Genomic DNA, 21,012 nt, shown 5'->3' with positions numbered 1-21,012 from the left:
GTCATTGGGACATGAGCGGGGCGGTGCTCGCCAGGGAGGATGAACAGACAGGAGGTAGTAATGTGTTGCTTATGAAAAGAACGCTTGTCCTTTTGCTGGCCTTCGTCTTGACGATGACCGCCAATATAAGCGGCCTGCAGGCCGTTGCGGCAGCGGCTTCAGCGCCCGAGGTGACGGTGCTGCAGAATGACTTTGTGAAAGTAACGGTCAATAACAGTACAGGACGCTTCAGCATTCGTACCGTGGAAGGACAGCCGATCCGCAAGAAGGATCAGAACGTTGATATGCTGTTCCAGGGTGACAATCCTGAGACTTCGTTTACGACCTTCCGCATTGACGGAACGGACTATATCTTTGGTAATCCATACAAATTCGGGGCGAACTTCTTCTCTGAGATTACCGCTCCGGTGATCGTTAACAATACAGACGGCACTCGCCAGATCGAGACGGTCTGGAAGATCAAGGGTGTGGAGATCAAACAGATTCTGCTGCTCTACTCCGACGCCTCGAATAAGAAAAATGCCGGTAACGTCAACATTCGCTACGAGGTGGTCAACCGCAGCGGAGCGAAGGTGGAACTGGGCAGCCGGATTCTGCTGGATACGATGGTGGCGGGCAATGACGGGCCACAGTTCCAGATTGGCACAGCCTACCGCGCGCCGCTGCTGGTAGAGCGCAAGCTGGTGCATGATCCGAAGGCGGAGCTGGGCGTGAAGGATGAGGATGTCAACTTCTACAAGCTGCCTCCTTATTGGGTCATGCGCGACCAACTGGATCTGTCCAATCCGCTGGCAACCAATGTAGTTGCTTATGGCTTCAATAATATTGCCGAGGCGAACATCAACCTTGTCGACGAGATGATCGTGGGACACTGGAATGGCCTGGCTAATACGAAGTGGGATTACAACATTAATTCCAATCTTGACTTCACCCGTGACACCAATGATTACGGCACGGCAGATTCGGCGGTAGCCTTCTATTGGAAGCCGAAGGCGCTGGATAATCAGAAGGTGCAGACCTTTGAGACCATCTATGGACTGGGCGAAATCATTGAACCCGACAAGATGTTCTCGATTCGCTACATCGATCCGGTGCAGCAGCTCGCTACACTGCAGGATAACAGCGATTATGTGAACGAAGGCATCTTCGACATTATTGCTGAGGTGGAGAATATCGCCTCCTACAATAAGGAGCATAGCAAAATCAGTGCCGAGCTGTCGCTGCAGAGCGGGCTGAACTTCGTCAAGGTGGACGAGGAAGGCAAAATTATTCGCGATGCAAATGGCAAGGCGCAGATCGAGGCCTTCCGCAGCAAGTCGCTGGAGTTCCTGAAGCCGGCCACGCCTGAGGAAGCGGCGCAGGGGATCGAGCCGAAGTATAAGCCGGGGGATACGATTACCGTATCGTTCAAGGTGCAGGCGAAGGGGCGTCCGTGGCCGACGACCAAAGAGTACATGCTCAAGGTAGCCAGCCCGGAGACGCAGAAGGAGATCGAGGGGATTGAGGATGAGAGCATCAAGGCTCAGTTCGAAGCCACGCGAGCGAATTTTGTATTGCTGCCGCCTGTGGGACAGGCCGTGCCAACGTATGTCTATGCGCTGTCGCCAGGCGAGCTGTACACGGATGACATCAAGTATGTCACCCTGAACCTGTCCAATATAGAAGCGTACAATACAGGCAATGACACGGCGGATCCGAACTTTGATCTGTACTTCAAGGAAATCGTGACAGGAGAGCGCTACAAAATTCCGGTCAAGGATTCCGTATTGCTCCAGCCGACTGATGACGGATATTCCGGGGATATGCGCATCTCTTACAAGGGCGGAGATCGGGTTGATCGCAACGGCGAGATTATCGAGGCCGGGCGCGGACCAGAGCTGCCACTGGGAGAATACCAGGTCGAGATAGACTACAAGGGCGATACGGGCGGCGACGAGGAAATTGCTGCGATGTATGACATCACGACCAAGCAGACCTTCCTGGTAACCACGAACCAGCAGGCGCGTATTCGGGAAGCGAACATTATGGCGGTCTACAAGCAGACCTTCGACCTGAGCGGTGTCGGAAGCGGCGGTACACCCAAGCAGGAGCTGGTGGATGAGCTGAACACGATGTTCCCTGGCGAGCCATTCAGTACGTCGACTGCGCTGAAGGACTCTGTGACGGCCTACAAGCAGACGAAGGCATTGTTTGGCATAGCGAGCAAGGCTGTCGATCCGAAGTTCAAGCTTGATGAATTCCTGGACGACGAAGCACTTGAGGAAGTTCCGGCCTACAATTACAAGCTGTTTGCTTCCGAGGAGGATCTGGAGGAGTTCTTTGACGACGAGAATAACGAGGAGGCGGAAAACCGCGAGAAGCTGGTTGTTATTCGCGGGATGATTCGCGAGGTCGGCGAAGGCTCTGATCTGCAGGCCGTTGTTGATACCCGCACCGAGCCGGCGATCATTAATGGCGCGGTAGCGTATAAGGGCAAAGACCTGGCCTTCGTGCGCGGCAAGCTGGATATTTTCGGCGCCAAGACCAAAGTCTCCGGCTATGACACGATGCCGTTCTTCGATACGATGTTCGTCAAGGGTGACGGCACGCTGAGCGTAGCCAGCAGCGGCTTCGTCTTCCATCAAGGCCAGTGGACACTCGACTTCTTCAACGGCTTCAACAAGAGCGTCGAGCGTCAAGAAGATGATGACGACGATGATGATGATGATGAAGATGAGGAAGAGGAAGAAGAGAAGAAGGAAGAGGAAGCGCAAAACGCCAAAACCAATGCAGAGGATGATTCCCTCAACGGCAGCCTGAAATGGGCAGTAGGCGGTGTAGGCGATCGCATTAACCCGTTGCGCCAGGTGATGATTGAGCAGGTGTACTTCAACAAGCACAGCCTGTTTGCAGCGCCAAGCTTCTCCATCTCTGGCTTTGGCTTCTCCTTCAACGACTATATTCTTCGTGAAGAGGGCATATCCTTCGGCGGCTCGATCAAGCTGAAAATTATTGAAGGTGAGATCAAAAATGTCGTCTTCAATGAGAAGGGCTTCGTTGGCGTCGATGCCGGGCTGAAGTTCGAGCTGGAGCAGGATCTTGGCTTGATCGGCAAGAAGGACGACAAAAAAGGCAAGAAGGATGACGATGATGGCGGCGGTGTGAGCGGCGAATTGAATGTCGTGCACTACGTCCAGAAAGTAGAGGATATTAGCAATCAGTACGGCATCAAGTTCAAGGCCGAGCTGAAAAATACGATTGAGATTGAGGCCGAGCTGGCCTTCAAGCAAGTGGCCGACGGCAGGGTGCTGCCGGATGTTATTGCCTTCAGCACGACGCTTGGCAATCCGGGTATTCTGATAGCCGGGCAGACCTATCTGACAGCGGTGCGCGGAGCAGTGCGCGAGCTGGCGGACACGATTGCAGGCGGTACCAGCAAGGACCCGTTCCCGCTGACAGTGCAGGCAGGCGTGGATATGCGCTTTGGCATGGCGCCGGCGTATTTCTTCGGAGCTGTCGACCTGACCGTGAAGAGAACGGGCATCAAGATTGAAGGGAAGCTTGATTTCTCCACCAAGGGCGATCCGAAGAAGAGTGACCTCATACCGATGCTCAGCCTGGCGCTGCTGGAAGCCCAGTGGGTGACGCCATGGTTCGTTCGTCTCGCCGCAGAGGTAGATATTGGCGGCTGGGATGTCGTCATCGGCAAGGCGGGCATCTTCGTCGGTCAGAATCTGGAGAAGAACCGGATTGATTTTGAAGGATATATGGGCGCGAAGATTCAGATTCCTTCCAGTGTTCCAATCGTTGGTGGATTGCCGCTCTCCAGCGTATTCTTCGGCATCAACAACGACAAGGTATGGGGCAGCGTTGGTGTGCTGCTGATCACGCTCGGCGTGACCTATTATTGGGGCGGTGGAATTGAATTCGGCACCTCCGGTGAGGAGCTGCCAGAAGGCTTCATTCATATGGTTATCGATGATCCGGAACGTGGCCCGCGTCTCATGGTAATCGGACAAGGCGTCGAGACGGTAGCCACCTCTTGGATTGATGCGGAACAGCCGACACAAGGCATTGTATACCGCAATGTAGCCGAAGGCGTGAACGTGATCGAGAACGGTCAGGCCAATGCAGGTATCGGCGGCATTACAACCAAGAACGGCGGCCGCGTTCATGAGATTCCGATGACGGGTGTGTCGGGCAATGCGTTGATTGAAGTGCAATATGATCAGAAGGAAGTACCGAGCCTGACACTGAAAGATCGTAATGGCAAGGAATATCCTCTCATCATGGATAACACGAATACGAATCCAAATGCCAATGCCTTCACTCAGATTATTCCGGCATCGGAATCGGTAGACGGCGTCGATCTGAGGAAGCTGTATATCATCGTTCCTGAGGCTCAGGCTGAAGCCGGAGGAACATGGAAGCTCACCTCGGTTACTCCAGTGGAGACACGGCTGCTTAACGTGCCGACCGCGCCAGGGCTTTCGGATGTGGAGATTATCGAGGACAGCACAGATGCGAATCAGTTCACGGCATCCTGGAAGGTGCAGAATGCCCAGCCTGGCGACACCGTCAGCTTGTATCTGACCGCTGAGCCGGTAACCCAGACGACAGGGAAGCTGGAGAATGGTGAGGAAGTGCTGGAGCCGGGCGAGCCAGGCATGCTGATCGCCAAGGACATTCCGGTTGTCACGAGCGGTTCAGTGAGCGGTTCTGTTACAAAAGGCAGTCTGCAGGTCGATGTGACCAAAGTGAGCATGATGGGCGAGGTCGAAGATATTCGCGGTCTGCTGGGTCAAGGCAAATATTATCTGCGCGCAGAGCTCAAGTCTCATGCAGCATATGGAACCAAGACCTCATCTAGCACATTCGAGATCATCGATCCGCTGGCGCCACAGCCAGTGAGCGATGTCGCGATCGAGCCGGCAGGCAATGGATTGTTCTCGCTGTCCTTCAAGCCGGCGGCGAAGAAGGAAGGCCATGAGAGCTTCGAGCACAGCTATCTCATTCAGGCGCTGCAGGAGAAGGATGGCAAGCTGCAGACCTATGAGAACTTTGGCGATATTCTGTTCACTGCCGATGAGCTGGCGCCATATTGGAACAGCAAGAGCGGCAAGTATGAGGGGATTCTGATTGGTGGCTGGACGCCAACGTCCACAACGGATGAGATCAACACAGACAACCTCAAGGGCACGACGCTCGATAAGCAGAACGTGAAGTATGTTGGACTGCTTACGGGTCAGGAATATATTGCCGCAGTCTCGGCAGTCATCAAGCCGACCAAGCAAGCCGACAAAAATGAGAACTATCATTATGCGGAGCTGACGCGGAGCACCAAAGAGCTGCTGCCGATTCCGAAGAAGCCTGTCCTGCAGGTGCAATCCGACTCAGGCAAGATCACTGTGCTGCCAGCATCGAGAGAGCTGCTGACAGGCAAGACCGAGCAGACGCTGCAGCTTAACTCTGATCAGCCTAACGTTGAGGTCGAAGCCTTCTATGATGAGAAGTCGATTGGCAAGACTGTACTGACCAACAGCGGCAGCGGCAGCAAGGGCACGCTGAAGCTGGACCAACTGAAAAGTGATGGCACGTATGCTATTGAACTGGTCTCCAGAAACACCAAGACCAAGGATATTTCGGTGACGATGCTGTATGTGACCGTAGACACGATCGCTCCGGTGCTGTATATCGATCAGCCGTTGACGGGCGAGCGGACAACGAATGGCAAGATCAAGGTCGTTGGCAAAACATCCAATGATGCGGAATTAAAAGTGAATGGCACTCGCATTGAAGTAGCGCAGGACGGCAGCTTTGAGGGCAGTGTTGCCGTGGGCAACAGTGCAGCGACAGCCATGCTGGAATTCGCAGCGGAGGACGGTGCAGGCAATAAGAATGCGGCGAGCGTCCAGATTACCAATGACGGCTTCGAAGCACCTGCAGGCTTGGTGCTGAAGGAGCTGGCGGCGATGAAGCCGGGCGAGAGCGCAAGCTTCCAGGCCTATCTCAAGTATGTTACGGGCAAGGATGCAAGCGGCAAGCCGAAGTTTAAGGAGGTTGCAGTAGCAGCCGGAGACAAGCGCCTGACCTACTCGGTATATCGTGGCGAAGCGGTCAATGTAACCGACACCGGACGTGTTACCAGTCTGCAGACGGGCTCGTCGATTATCCAGGCAGAGTATACGGTAACGGAGGATGTGAAGCTGCAGACGATGTCTGTCGCTACGGTGGACGGACTGGACAGCTTGACAGCAACATCTGCGTCCATTGTCAATGTAGGCAGCAAGACGAAGATGACGGTAGCCGATCCGGGCGATATGGCCGGTCAGCAGCTCGTGTACAAGGTGTTCCCGCAGGGGACATCGGTAGAGCTGCCCGTCTACAAGCAAAATCTGAGCCAATGGAGCGTCCTGCCAACCCATGGCGAGATCGCAGCCAATGTAGGGGATACCGTACTTGTCGCGAAGCGCCTGACGCAATCGAAGGAAGCGACAGCATTGTCCTCCAGAGTAACGGCACAGGTATGGGCAGTATCCGGCCCTGGCGTCATCGGCGGCGGTGGCGGTGGTGGTGGTGGTGGAAGCACCACAACAACTGGCCCGATCGAGATTACCGTCGGCGGAGTGAAGCAGAAGGCAACACGGGTCGGCAATGAAGCGCGCATCCATCTTGCTGCAGGAGCAGTAACGGTGAAGGATGCGACCGATCTGGTCATTGCTACCAGCGATGCGACGGCCTCCAGCTATGATGTTCAACTGGACAAGTCGATCGTGCAGCAGCTTGGCAGCAAGAAGAGCAAGCTGCGCATCGAATTGCCAGGAGCGACGGTGGAGCTGACTCCGGAGCAACTGGCTCATGTGAAGGATAACTTGAGCATGAACATCGGCGCTAACAGCACAGCAGAAACAACAGGGCTGCAAGGGCTAGCGGGTACACTGGGCGCAACGCTGCTTGGCAATGGTCAAGGCGTGCGTATCACAACGAACCTTCCGGCGCAAAGCCTGCTCCCTTATGTGAATGCTGTGGTAGCCTTGCCTGATCAGGTTCGCGCGGAGGATGTGACCGCGATTGTACAGCGTGCTAGCAATGGAAGCTGGACGACCCTTCCATGGAAGCTGGAGCAGATAAACGGCAAGACCTATGCGATTGTTCATGTGACAGGCAATGGCAGCCTGGCCTTCCTGAGCAGCACGAAGACATTTCAGGATGTACCGGCGAGCTTCTGGGGACAAGCCAGCATCGAGGCAGCAGCAGCCAAGCTGTTCGTGCTCGGCAAGAGCGCAGACCGCTTTGAACCGGACAGCAAAATTACGAGAGCCGAGTATCCAACGATTCTGCTGCGTGTAGGCGGCTGGATGAATCGGAATGCAGAGAACAGCTTTACGGATGTGGCGGCGAAGGACTGGTATAGCCGCAGCGTCTCGATCGCAGCAGAGCTGGGCATCGTCACTGGCAATGCAGATGGAAGCTATGCGCCGAACGCGACGATCTCCCGCATGGAGGCGATGGCGATGGTAGGCAGAACGCTAGGTGCGCTAGGCCTGGCAGAGCAGCTAAGCGCCGACGAGGCGGACAAGATTCTGAGCGAATTCAAGGATGGAGCATCCATCCCGGCATGGGCAAGACAATCGGTGGCCTTGACGATCAAGCAAGGCATTATCCGCGGTGAGAATGGCAGCATTATGCCGCAGGGCGATCTGACAAGGGCGCAAGCCGCAGCAATTGCCGTGCGCCTCGATAGCTTCATCAACGGATAATAGAGTAGCGGGCAATACCCACACAAGACGCTTGACGCTTGTGTGGGTATATCTGCTCTCACTGGGCGCTGCTCTGACTATCGTGCGAAGCTACAGTATGGAGCAGGATCGGGCAGTCACAAATTACTTGAGGCGGTGCAATGAATGATAGCGAAGCAATCCTCGATGTTTAAGGTTATCCTTGCGGCAATCTGCGTGTCATTGGCTGCTTTGACGGGCGTATATATGGCTCAGGCCGATCCCGACCGATGGGACAGCCATGCAGATACGAGCTGGTACAACGAGATGTATATTACATTTACGATTGATTCCAAGGAGAAGCTGGCTGGTGTCGCCAAGCTGGTCAATGACGGCCAGACGGCGGACGGCAAGGAGATTAACGGGTTCCAAGGAAGAATTCTGGAAATTGATCGCAATCTGGATCTGTCTGAATACCAGTGGGTTCCCATCGGCAACGCTGACCGCCCATTCAAGGGCACGCTGCTGGGTGAAAACGCGCAAGTTTTTACACTCTCTGGCATGAGGGTGATCAGCGACACCAGCTACTGGGGGCTGATTGGATATATGGACGGCGGAACGGTTGGCGGACTGGAGTTCGCCGCTGACGGACGTCTACAGGTGGATGCGCCTGGCAGAGATATTTATATTGGCGCAGTTGTCGGCAAGATGACTGGCAACAGCATCGTGCACCAGGTGACGAACCATCTGGCGATTAATGCCGATGCTGGAGCATACAACATGTATGCGGGCGGTCTGGTCGGCTCTGCTGAAGGAACGATCTCGCTGTCTGTGAATGATGCGGCAGTGGAGGCGACAGGGGTTAATAGCTCCTCGGGCGGCCTCGTCGGTTATTCCAGCGCGAATGGATTGAAGGTGAAGAAAAGCTCGAACAGCGGTCTGGTTACGGCCACGAGCTCAGGCGCAGGCGATAGCATAGCCGGGGGCATCGTCGGCCAATCGACGGCTGTGCTGACCATGATTGAGGAATCGACACCCATCGGCAACAGCGGCGCGGTTACTGCCGTTCAGGGCGTGAACAGCTATGCCGGGGGGATTATCGGTCTGGCGGGTGGCGAGACGGACTTCTCGGAGCAGACCTCCAATAGCGGAGCGGTCACTGTCACTGCTGCTGACGCTTCCTCCTCCTATGCAGGCGGTCTTGCAGGAGCCATCACTGCGCCGCAGCAGCAGGAGCTGTTCCAGGTGCAATTTGCAAGTAGTGGCGCGGTGAGCACGAATGGCGCAAGCCGTGCTCATACGGGCGGTCTCTTCGGCAAGGTCGAGGGCAATATGACCTGGAATCGGAATTTTACCAATACAGTCCCGATTACAGTTACCGGAGCATCCGAGCTGTACACCGGTGGCTTGATTGGCCGGATGACTGGCAATCTTACCTTTACCGGCAAGGCAGGCAACAGTGCGCTCGTGTCGGTAAGCGGCGGAGCGAATGAGGTCTATACCGGTGGTCTGATCGGCTTCGGCGCAAGCCGTGTGCTGCTCGACAACAGCGATCCGCAAGCGTATGTGAACAGCGGGGAGCTGCAAGTCACAGCAGGCAGCGGAGTGGCCACTGGGGGGATTATCTCCAACCTGGCTTATTCCAGCACAGCCGGCACGGCTCCGACGAATGTTCACAGCACCGGTAATATTACGGTGAACGGGCAGACCAAGCTGTATACAGGCGGCTACATTGGCCTGGTAGACAGCGCAGTTGCTGCGGATACCGCGATTAATGGAGCTGTCTACACGAACGAGATTAAGGTAGAGGCTGCGCAATCGGACAGTAACAGCCGCGTGAGCACCGGCGGCGTTGTCGGGGAATACATCGGCGGCGATGGCGTGAAGAATACGGCGTTCAAAGGGAAGCTGGATGTTGTCGGCCAGGCAGGGTCTTATACCGGCGGCATCATCGGTTACATGCAAGGAAGCACGATATCTCATACGGTCATTGGCAATACAACCGACCAATATGCTTCCATTACAGCAGATGCTGTATTGGGCGGCATTGCCGGTTATGCAGATGGCACGATTGAAGAGACGCAAGTCAGCTATATTGCGCTTGCGGGTCGTCCAAGCCAAGTGGTTGCCGGGGGCGTGGCAGGTCTGGCTCAAGGCACGATCACCAACGCTGTAGTCGGTGATGTGAACCATGATGCAAGCCATAGTGTGACGATTGCTGCCGATCTGGCTGCCGCGCCTGCGGGCAGCGACGAGTTCGCCGCTGGCGGCGTCATCGGACGCAACTCGGACAATCTGACGCTTAGCGGCATCGAGGTGGCGCGAATCCAACTGGTTACAGAGCCAGGAAGAAGCGGCTACACCTTCGGTGCGGTGGCTGGAGAGCTGACAGAGAAGGCAACGGCAGGCTCCAAGGAGCAGCCGTTGAATATTCACGATATAGCCTTTACGGTGCAAGCCGCTAACAGTTATATCGGTGGCGCGGCAGGCCGCAACAACTCGGCCAAGCTGTACGCAGTGGCAGAGAGGCTGGAACTGCAGACAGCCGGCGAGCAGGTACGTATAGGGGGCATCGCGGCCGTCAATACGGCGACCTTGCTGCCGGACAATACGCTGCTGAGCGTGCAGGATAGCGAGCTGGGAAGCACAGGCGCAAGCAGCATACTGGGCGGCCTGTTCGCCGAGCAGCATGGCGAGGTAGTTGGCACAACCATGCAGCAAGACGTAGAGGAGCAAGAGCAGATCGTGCTGGCTGACCGCGTTCGTCTCGTCTCGACAGCGGCAGATAATAAGCTGGGCGGCGTAGCGGGATGGAATACGGGCGTGCTGGCAGATACACGCACCAGCAATATCGTTATTCATGCGAGCGGAGCGCGCGTGGAGGCAGGCGGTATCGCAGGCCGCATGGAGACGGTAGACGGTGGCGTGCTGGCGTCGATTACAAGAGCGAATGCGCTGGCTGGCGAGGAGACCCTCCTGACGGCGGCAGGAGCGGATGGGCATGCAGGCGGACTGGTCGGCTACATCAAGAACGCCAGGCTGGCAGACTCGCGCGCGGCAGCCATCATCCCGGATTATGTAGCGCTCTCTGTACAGGGAACGGGTGTATCGGCAGGTGCGCTTGCTGGTACAGCAGAGGATTCCGTCATGATCGGCAACGCAGTGAAGATCAATGCGGAGAATGTACTGTTGACGACCTCGGCTGCCGCAACGAATGCCCGTGCAGGGGGACTCGTCGGAACGAGCCTTCGCACGCAGCTTGAGAAGCTGGTTGGCTATAAGGTGAATCTGGTGCTTAATGGCACTGATGCCGAAGCAGGTGGCATCGTCGGCTACAATCTGGGCTCTAATAATAAGGTTATTACAGGCACCTATGTGACGGAGCTTAATCTGCGTGCCAATGCTGCGGCGCAGCGCCTCGTAGCAGGCGGATTCATCGGCCGCAATGCGCAGCGCGCAGGCGACACGGTTCCTGATCCGGCTGCCGGGGTGAGCACGATTCAGAGCAGCCGCGTGGCGGGCAGCATTCAGAGCAGCGCGCCGCTGACGGTGGCGGGCGGCATGGCGGGCGAGAACAACAGCCTGATTGCCAACAACAGCATTACCGACAAAAATCCGCTCACGCTTAAAGGCAACCAATCGATAGCGGGCGGTCTGGTCGGCGTCAATAAAGGGACAGGCGTATTGTACTATACGTACACCAATGCCAACCTGGCTATTGAAGGCACAGGCACACTGACCGGCGGTCTCGTTGGTCATAACGAACAGAACGGTCGCATCATTGCTTCTTATATTGACAATGATGTAACCAGCAAAGCGAACGGCACCGCTAGCGAACCGGTATTTACCGGTGGTCTGGTCGGGCGCAATAGCGGAATCATCAATAAATCATACGCTGTAGCGAAGGTGACCTCCGAGGGAGCCTATACGATGACTGGTGGTCTCGTTGGCGAGCAGCTATCCGGCTCGATCGACAATTCATATTCGGGTAAATCGGTTCATGCATTGCAGCAGAACTCGTATGCGGGTGGTCTGATCGGACGCATCGTGGCTGGTCAAATATCCTACGCCTACTCAGCTTCCCAGGTTGTCGCTTCCAGTGAGGCGTATGCGGGCGGCTTTGCAGGACGTTATGACAATGCGAGCAGAGAGCTGCTGTTCAAGTCGTACTACATCAAAGATGAAGACAAGCTGATCAACAAGGACCTGTCCGATTTTGCAGACGGCAATCACCGCTTCCTGAACGCTCACGGTCGGTTGAGCACGATTTTGGCGGGGCAACTGGAGAATCGCGACGTGTTCCCTGGATTGTCGGGCTGGGATTTCACGAATACGTGGAAATACGGCTCGCTCAGCGCACAGTATAAATATCCTGAGCTGATCCGAACCGCGAACAGCGGCGGGGGCAGCAGTGAGGAAGTCAACACCAATCTGCGCTGGTATCTGCTCGACAAGGATGCGGTTACGTTCGAGATCGGCACAGAGGCGGAGCTCGCCGGATTGGCGGCGATCGTCAATGGCACGGTTCCAGGGGAGGACGCCTTCAGCTTCGAGGGCAGAACGATCCGCATTACGAAGCCGATCCATATTCAATCGCTGCAATGGGTGCCGATCGGCGACACGATCGCTCATGGCTTCCAGGGCACGCTGGATGGCGGCAAACATCTGATCGATGGTCTGACGGTACAGCCGGAGCATATCTACGGCGGCCTGTTCGGGGTCATCGGCGACAAGGCTGAAGTGAAGAATGTCACGCTGGAGCCGCTGCATGTGGCAGGCCAGCAAGCGACAGGCAGTCTCGTCGGCCTGAACAAGGGAACGATTAACAAGATAGACATTCGACTGCTCAATGGCGCAACCGTCAACGGCAAGCATGCGGGCGGCGCAGTGGGCGAGAATGAAGGAACACTAGAGGCAGTCATCAAGGTAACGATCGATGGCGGCAGCGAAGTGAAGAGCCAGGTTCCGGGCGCTATCGCCGGTGGCGTAGTTGGTGTTAACCGTCAGTCGCTGCAGGGCAGTGTGCTGGAGGTTCATGCTGTAGAGGGTAGTGTTAGCGCGCAAGCGTCAGGCGGCTACGCTGGCGGAGTGATCGGCGAGCAGACAGGCGACCTGACCGGATTCGAGCTGAAGCTGGAGCCGAGCTACAAGGTACAGGCAGATGGCGAGGGCAGCGCTGCTGGCGGCATCGTCGGTCATTATGCTTCCGGCAAGGCACAAGATATCAAGCTGGAGCTGCTGGGTCAAGTGCAGGCAGCAGGCGACGGATCGGCAGCAGGCGGCGCCTTCGGGTACTCCGAGCCGAACAACGTAATCGCTGATCTTACCGTTGTGACAACTGCTGGCAGCGAAACGCCGCAGGTGGTCGGCGACTACTATGTTGGCGGAGCTGTCGGATTCAAGGAAGGTAGTGGAACGGCTGCATTGGATGCCGAGCGTGTGAGGGTTCAGGAGCTGTTCATCCAGGGACAATCTACGACACGGACGCCGATCATCGGCGGTGTAGCTGGCGGCCTGAGCCAGGCAGCAGCGGAAGAACTGGTCTCGAATGCTGTCATTCAAGCCTCAGGGCCAAGCCCGTCAGTGGGAGGTACCGTGGGCTGGAGCGACAGCTCTATCGTGAGCAAGGCGACTGTTGTGCCTCATATCAAGGTGAGTGCTCTGTCCGGTGAAGCCGCGGCAGGCGGGGTGATCGGGCGAAGCGAATCTGCCGATCTGAACAAGCGCTTTGACTTTGGCCGACTCATTCCGTTCTACTATGGAATCTATCAGGCAGACGTTCAGCAGGGCTCGATCGAGCTGGCGATGGATGCTGCGACAGGCAATTCGCATACGGGCGGCCTGATCGGATATAACCAGCAGACCTCGGTCTACTATTCGCAGACAGCAGCAAGCCTGAAGGCTACAGGTGGTACAGAGCTTGCGGCAGGCGGCGCCGTGGGGACGAATCTTGGCGGCATTCTCGTACATGTGAAGTCGAGCGGCGGCGTCGATGCTGCAGGCGGAACTGTTCTGTCCGTCGGCGGTGTGGTCGGCAGAACAGATGGCGGAGAGATTCATTACTCGGAGGCCAAAGCGGCAGGCGAAGCGAAAGTGACTGCCGGACAGGCCGTTACCCGTCCAGGCCGGATGCCGGTCGCCCAGATCGGCGGCTTCGTCGGCAAGGGCGACAACACGAAGATGACTCATTCCTACGCCGATATTCCGGTGCAGGTGGAGGACAGCAATCAGGATAATACCATGTATACGGGCGGCTTCGCGGGCTTGCTCGGGGACGCATCGACACAGCAGGCGCTTATCAGCGATGCATATGCCAAGGGCAATGTGACTGTGAAGGGCATCACCGGAGCATACACTGGCGGATTTGCAGGCTCGGTAGATCAGTATATGATCAAGCAGGCGTATGCTTCCGGCAATGTGCATAACACCGGATTCGATACGCGCAGCGGCGGCTTTGCGGGAGCAGTCGAGCGATATGCTTCCATTGATAATGCCTATGCCTTGTCTGACAAGGTGGAGACGATCGGTATCAACCATGCAACCAATGCCTATGCTGGCGGATTTGCTGGATATAATGACGGCAAGCTGAAGCAGGTATATGCGGGTGTGCCAACAATAACGATCAATGTAAGTGGAGCCAACGTATATCGCGGCGCACTCATTGGCTATCAGTTCCGACAAGGAGCTATTACCGAATCTACTTACAGCGGCACGCTCAATCCGATTGGCTACAATCTCGGCCAGTCGAGTAGTGTAGCGGCAGTGCCAGCTTCCGATATGGGGGCTGTGCGCGGCTGGAGCTATGAGGTGGATACGCTCTTCCTCACAGGCAAGCAGGAGAACGGTCTGGTGATCGGCTCGGCTCCACAGCTTGCTGGCGCAGTGCTGCTGTACAATGCAGACACCGGATTAACCTATTACAAGCTGTTTGACCGCACAGCCGCGGACAAGCCGGAATTCGCTTTGCTGACGCTGTCGGCAGACATTGACTGGTCGGGCAGAGCATGGACGCCATTCGATCGCTTCACTGGCGTATGGGATGGTGCCGGACATACAATCTCCGGATTGTCTATCACTGGCGAGGTGGATGCCGAGCAAGCAGCGGGCTTCATCGCTATCCACGAAGGCACATTGAAAAATATCCGCTTTGACCAGCCTAAGGTTGTCGTTACAGGTCAAGGTCATACGGGCGTAGCGGCAGGTACAACTGGGCCAGAAGCGATGATCTCCGGTGTGGGGATCGAGCAAGCGGACATCAAGGGCAATGGACCGACCGGCGCTGTAGTCGGCAGCAATGGCGGCACCATCTCCCAGACGAAGGTCACTGGACTGAAGCTGGAGAGCACTGGTGTTGCGGGCGGACTTGCAGGCCGCAACCTGGGCAAGCTGGAGAGCAGCCAGGTAGAGGGCAAGCTCAGCTCAAGCGGGGAATACACGGGCGGAGCAGTCGGCGTGAACGAAGGAGAGATTGCCGGACTTGAGGCGACAGTGGCGATCGACGTGACTTCTGCTACTCAGCCGCAATATGTTGGCGGCATCGCCGGGCTGAACCAGGGCGAGCTTGGCAACAGCCAAGTGAACGGAACGATCAGCTCTGGAGCTGCCTATACAGGCGGAGCGGCTGGCGTGAATGAAGGAACCATCGATCAAGTGACGATCTCCGGCGTTATCCGCAGCGCAGCAGCAGCGCCACAGCAGTTGGTTCGCGCAGGCGGCGTGACGGCGGACAATCGTGCAGCCGGTTCGATCAGCCATAGCTTCTCGTATGCGGATGTGCTGGTTACGGCAGCAGAAGCACAAGCAGGCGGGCTGAGCGGCTCCAACGAGGGAGCGATCAGCTATAGCTATAACAGCGGCCGCGTCGAAGCACAGGGTACAGCGAAGGCCTGGGCAGGCGGCATCGCAGGCTATGCAGCAGCCGGTGAGATGAACAACACCGTGAGCACGGGCGAGATCATCGCCGCAGTGAACGGCAAGGTCATCTCCGGTCAGACCTTCTATGGCGGCCTTGCAGGACAGAAGGCGGACGCAGCCGTCATTGGCAACAGTGTATACAACAAGCAGCAGCTTAAAAACGACACCGCCTACTATAGCAGCGTCGCCAAGCAAGTCGCGGGAACGAATGCGGCTGCACAGGGGCTGACAGTCAAGGCGCTGACCGCAGGCCAGTTGCCGGTGCAGTTGGATGCCACGAAGTGGACAGCGACTGCAGGCTTCTATCCGCAGCTTACCGCCTATGCAGGCAGCACAAGATCGAAGCTGAGTGCTGCGGCTGTAGTGTTGGATGTGAAGGATAGCATTAACAAGATTAGATCGGCCTTCGGACTGACGGCTGACGATCAGCTCGTATGGAGCGCCGACCCGGCGAAGGCAGAGATCGAGCAAGCAGGCGAGGCTGTACAAGGCACTCTGAAAGGTACAAGCAGCATTACCTTCAAGGTAGCGGCAGGGAACCAGCAGCGCGAGCTTGTACTGAATACTCCTGTTGTTCCTTATTCGGAGACAGCCAAGACACCGTATGTTGTATCTGGTGATAATAACTTCCTGGAGAAGACAAGCATTGTATTGGCCGTTGATGAGCCGGGAGCCAAGCTGTACTACACGCTCGACGGCACGGAGCCAAGCGAGGAATCCAGCTTGTACAGCGGCCCGATCGAGCTGAGTAAGACAACCGAGCTCAAGGTGGTGGCGATGGTATCCGAGAAGGAGCCTAGCCAGATTCTCTCACAAACCTGGACGAGACATCAGGCCGTATACGGCCCAGGCGGATTCGGCCCGATCACGCCGGAGAAGCCGAAGGATGAGCCGATTGTAGTCGGTGCGCGCAGCGGACAGAAGACGGTCAGCTCGACCAGTGAGGAGCCGGTAACGATTGCTCGCAACAGCAAGCTGGTACTGACAGCACCGGCAGGGCAGATCATCTACTATACGACAGATGGCAGCACGCCGACGACATCCAGCAAGCAATACACAGGCGAGATTATCATTACAGGCAAGATGACGATCAAGGCGATTACAAGCAAGGATAACCGTGTAGTGACGATGAACTATGAGGTAGATAATGCGGACTATGCGCTCAAGAAAAATGCAGCCGAGATCAAATATATTTCCGGTTACAGCAACAACACGTTTAAGCCTAACGCATCGATGACGCGCTATGAATTAGTGACGGCTCTTGCACCGCTGATTGACAAAGAGGATGTTACTGTAGCAAACCTGTTCTCCGATGTGAAGGCAAATCAGGCGGATCAGATCGCATTCTTCACCTCGGCTGGAATCGTACAAGGCTACCCGGATGGTACATTTGGCGGCGATAAGCCGTTGACGAGAGCGGAATTCGTCGTGACTCTCTCTCGTGTGCTGCATCTGAATCCAGGCGCCGCGGCGAAGGAAGCTTCCGCGCCGCTGTTCTCCGACCTGGAAGGTCATTGGGCGGCAAGCTACGTGAAAGCATTTGTTGAAGCGGGCTATGTGAAGGGCTTCCCAGACGGCACCTTCCGCCCGGACAGTAAGCTGTCCAGAGCAGAGGCTGTTGTGCTGATTAACCGCATCACGGGCGCTGCCAAGCAGAGCCAGCCAGAGAAATTTACCGATGTGCTGCCGTCTCACTGGGCCTATGAGGATATTATGGCCGTGGTGAAGCCGTAGAGGAGAACGAGGAGGAGAAGCATGGCGATGTCTGTAAGGGTGAAACTTGCGGGGGTAGGCCTGCTTGCAGTTGCGCTGCTGTGCGGAGCGCTGTTATTCGCCGGCGCAACCCGGGCAACGGCCCCGGATAAGCATGATGCGAAGGAGAGCTACGAGCTGGCTCAGAACGCATTGCTCTATCTGCGGGTGATGAACAGTAGCGATACGGTGAAGACCGTCGGCTCTGGCGTCATTGTCAGCCCAGGCGGAACAGCCGTTACGGCGTACCATGTGGTCAAGGGAGGAGAGCGGATCGAAGGGGTGCTCATTGATGGCACCGTCATCGGGCCGATACAGGTTCAGCGCTACGATGAACTGACGGATGCTGCGATCCTGCAGCTTCCCTCTCCCAAGACGGTCAAGCTTAAAGGAGGCGCCTACCCGGCGCTTCCCCTTCGCGAGCCGGCACTGCGGCATGGGGATCGGCTGTACGCTCTAGGCTATCCGATGAAGGATACGCCGATAATTACGGAGGGGATTGTCAGCCATCCCGGTGCGCAGGTGAATGGAAGGGCGCGAATCCTGACAACAGCGGCCATCGTGAGCGGGATGTCGGGCGGCCCTGTGCTCGATGAGCAGGGAAGGCTCAGCGGCATTATTTCCGGTTCGATGCGGACGATGAACGGTATTCATCTGGTCATCTCGATGGAGGACGTCCGCAGCTTGCTAGACAAGAAATAGAGGCGATTCAGGATGAATGGCTGTTTCTGCGAGGCAACATTGCAGAGGCAGCTTCTTTTCGAATAATGAAGGAACAGGATTGAAGCCATGGATAGTTCTTTAGAATGGTAATATGCAGTTTGTTTAGTTTGCTTGCGCGAGCCGGCTTGGGAGGAGGAGGATGGGATGAGAGTATATTTACTAGATGTGAGCGAGTCTGAACTGGAATATCTATCAGCTATGCTGCAAAGAGCAGCGCAGGTTGAGATCATCGGAACATCCTCTAACCCAATCGAGGCAATGGAGGAGATTGGGTATCTGAAGCCGGATGTCCTGTTTATGGAGCTTCACCTTCCTGAGCTGCACGGCATTGCATTTGCGGAGCAAATCACAAGATCCCTCCCCCATTTGCATGTTGTCATTGTGACGGAGGATCGTCATTATGCGTTGTGGGCTTTTGATCATCAGATGACAGATTACGTACTCAAGCCGTTCAATGAAGAACGGTTGAGGCGGGTGGTCAGGCGGATCAGGGCGATGTAGTCAGTTCATATACAAGCGCGAGTGCAAGGCTTGGGTCAATCAAGCCTGCACTCGCGCTTGTTTATTTCAGGCTTGTCCGATGCTGCGGTAGGTGAGAGGACGATTAATACTTGACGAGAAGGGCGTTGCTCAGCTCCCGTCCTGGCTTGGTCAGATAGCTGCCATTGTAATACAGGCCGCTGGAGGCTCCGCCATCCAGATTCATCGCCTGATATGCGCCAGCCTGCTTCATAATTTCGGCCATCTGCGGGATGGTCGCTCCACCGGATGTAACGAGCAGAAGCTCATGATTGGACGTAATCCCCAGCGCGCTGCGCGCCCCGCCACCGGTCAATATCTTAGGATCGCGAAAGCCCTCGGCCTCCACATTGAGCTGCACCTTACCGTTGACGACCAGCCGAGGTCCGACCTGGAGCGCGCCTTCTATGCCGCCTTGCTGGTAGCGATCCGGAAAGTCAACGCCAGCGATTAATTCTGTCAGATTGTTTTTATCATAAGCAAAGACGGTTTTGCGGTCTCCCGAGCTGTCCTTCTTAATCTTCCCACCCTGTATGATCCAGCCATAAGGCGTCTTGTAGCTGTCCTTGGTGTATGCATCGAAGAAGGTGCCATTGATGGCGAGCTTCGCATTGCTGCGCTTGGCCATGCTGCTCAGCTCCTCCACCTTGCCGATCGTATCGTGGGCAAGCGCGACATCAAGCTGCACCTTCGGGTGCATCAGGTTGACCGTCATCACACGGACGGAGAACGACTTGCTTCCTACCTTGAACGACCTCACTTGGCTGGTTACTGGCGGCGACGTAGCGCCGCGCTTGATTACAGGCAGACGAGTCTGCTTGCTTCCCGCCGTGACGCTGACTGACGAAGTATCGGCTTGCCAGGCGAGCTGAACTGAGAGAGCCTGGCTGACAAATCGCAGCGGCACATAGGTGCTGCCGCCTTCCTCGAAGGGAGCGGCACTCAGCTTTTGTTGCTCTCCGTTAATCATAGCCTGTGTCCGACCGACATAGAGCACGATGCTATCCTTGCCTTTGGAAATATCGATTCGCTTGTCTGCCGCCGTCCATGTTATTTTAGCTCCGGCATACTCGCTCAGGAAGCGAATCGGCACGAAGGTGCTGTTCGTCTCTGTGTTGAGGTAACCGAACGTTTTGTCCTTGTTGGATGCGGCTTCTGCTGCTCCGGTTGGTATCGCCATCGCGGCGAACAGTAGCAGTGCTGCTGTCAGTATCAGCTTCTTCATGATGAGATGACTCCTTCTCCTATGATCTATGATCTATGGCTGCTGGTCAATCGCCCGGCATGCTAGAGCCTGCCTGGATGAAGCAACAGTAATGATTGTATAGGAGATACAGTCGTGGCGCAATACACAGCGGCTTATTCCAGATAGAATGCGCCGCTGTGCTGTCCGATTCGAACCCGGATGAAGCAAGTGCATCTCGCTGCTATACCGCTTGGCTCATTCGGCTTCGCGTAGGGATAATAATAGGAGAAATCCAGGCGGTGCACATTGTTAGTCAAGTAAGCGGTTCGAGTACTATCAGGAATGCGGTTCTCGTTCAGGGCAGCGATGATGTCGGCGCCGGAGGTCACACCGATCCCATGGCCAAAGTATAGGTCAGGTCCCAGCTTGATCGTATTCTCGCCCTGCCATTCGGGCGTATCGGGATTCACATCCGGGTTCATGAAGTACAGCACATCTCCAGGCATCGCCGCAGCGCTGCTCCCTGTCTGAATGAGCCTCAGATCCTCGTCATATTCCCAATCATAGAGCAGCAGATCAGCAAACAGCCGATTGAAGCTCTCTTCCTCGATGGAATCGAGAATTCCTTTGTACAGGACAATGACCGTAGCCGTAGCGCATTCAAAGGCATACAGGTCTCCATTGACAAAAATATCGCGTATTCCTGCCGCTGGAGAGACACCGGGCCTTAGCTGCAGGGCGCCCAGCTCGGTCACTCGCCATAGCTGTTCGTTGCCTCTCGTCTGTTCAAAATCTGCAAATGCGGCCCCGCTTCTCGCCATGCTCCGTGCGGCTTGCACAACATGCTGCCTCATGTCGGCTTCAAACAGATCCAGACGTCGCCATGCGGCGCTCTCTTGCTGATTCATAATGCCCAGCCTCCTGTGCCATTTATTACAGTATATGAGTTCATAGGCGGAGAGTGTGTGAACAGGAAATTCAAGTCGGTCGCCCGAGGTAGGAACATGGGTTGCACTTGCCGCATGGGCTGGCTGAAGTATAAACGAATGGAATATTAGAGGGAGTGGAGCTCGGTTTACGCAAACACAGATCATAATTCCTATTCATGCATCTATTATGTTTATAAATGTTTAAATTAAATTTATCAAGAATAAATACTAAAAATATCAATATTAAATCCGATATGTAATATAGAGCAAGGCTCAAAACAGGTGTCAGTCT

At 55.8% G+C, this 21,012-nt stretch carries 6 protein-coding genes; 4 read left to right on the top strand and 2 right to left on the bottom strand.

Annotated features, from left to right (window positions below; genetic code table 11):
* Positions 1–71 precede the first annotated feature (71 nt).
* The 4 genes from ACY1JZ_RS00030 (at position 72) to ACY1JZ_RS00015 (ending at position 18,587) form a co-directional block, all read left to right on the top strand.
* On the top strand, positions 72–7,739 hold the full coding sequence (locus ACY1JZ_RS00030) for an S-layer homology domain-containing protein (RefSeq protein ID WP_462627950.1): 7,668 nt from the start codon (positions 72–74) through the stop codon (positions 7,737–7,739).
* 144 nt (positions 7,740–7,883) lie between these two features.
* Entirely contained in the window at positions 7,884–17,345 is a 9,462-nt protein-coding gene (locus ACY1JZ_RS00025; protein WP_462627465.1) for an S-layer homology domain-containing protein, read from the top strand.
* A gap of 21 nt (positions 17,346–17,366) precedes the next feature.
* Complete coding sequence (locus ACY1JZ_RS00020) at positions 17,367–18,065, top strand: S1 family peptidase (RefSeq protein WP_270168936.1); 699 nt, start codon at positions 17,367–17,369, stop codon at positions 18,063–18,065.
* A 165-nt stretch (positions 18,066–18,230) separates the two neighbouring features.
* On the top strand, positions 18,231–18,587 hold the full coding sequence (locus tag ACY1JZ_RS00015; protein WP_270168937.1) for a LytR/AlgR family response regulator transcription factor: 357 nt from the start codon (positions 18,231–18,233) through the stop codon (positions 18,585–18,587).
* 103 nt (positions 18,588–18,690) lie between these two features.
* On the opposite strand, the gene ACY1JZ_RS00010 is transcribed toward ACY1JZ_RS00015, so the two are convergent.
* Positions 18,691–19,830 (bottom strand): phosphodiester glycosidase family protein, encoded by a 1,140-nt coding sequence (locus ACY1JZ_RS00010; protein WP_462627463.1) that lies wholly within the window; start codon positions 19,828–19,830, stop codon positions 18,691–18,693.
* A 134-nt stretch (positions 19,831–19,964) separates the two neighbouring features.
* Positions 19,965–20,699 carry a spore coat transglutaminase TGL gene (gene tgl, locus ACY1JZ_RS00005; RefSeq protein ID WP_270168939.1) on the bottom strand — a complete coding sequence of 245 codons (735 nt, stop codon included), beginning with the start codon at positions 20,697–20,699 and terminating at the stop codon, positions 19,965–19,967.
* Positions 20,700–21,012: the final 313 nt, after the last annotated feature.

It is taken from the genome of Paenibacillus sp. J5, assembly GCF_054955055.1.
This window is presented reverse-complemented; position numbering and strand designations above follow the sequence as displayed.

Excerpts from the sequence above, each read along its gene's own strand:
- ACY1JZ_RS00015 (WP_270168937.1), top strand. The coding sequence starts at position 18,231 with ATGAGAGTATATTTACTAGATGTGAGCGAGTCTGAACTGGAATATCTA.
- ACY1JZ_RS00025 (WP_462627465.1), top strand. The coding sequence starts at position 7,884 with ATGATAGCGAAGCAATCCTCGATGTTTAAGGTTATCCTTGCGGCAATC.
- ACY1JZ_RS00010 (WP_462627463.1), bottom strand. The coding sequence starts at position 19,830 with ATGAAGAAGCTGATACTGACAGCAGCACTGCTACTGTTCGCCGCGATG.
- ACY1JZ_RS00030 (WP_462627950.1), top strand. The coding sequence starts at position 72 with ATGAAAAGAACGCTTGTCCTTTTGCTGGCCTTCGTCTTGACGATGACC.
- ACY1JZ_RS00020 (WP_270168936.1), top strand. The coding sequence starts at position 17,367 with ATGGCGATGTCTGTAAGGGTGAAACTTGCGGGGGTAGGCCTGCTTGCA.
- tgl (WP_270168939.1), bottom strand. The coding sequence starts at position 20,699 with ATGAATCAGCAAGAGAGCGCCGCATGGCGACGTCTGGATCTGTTTGAA.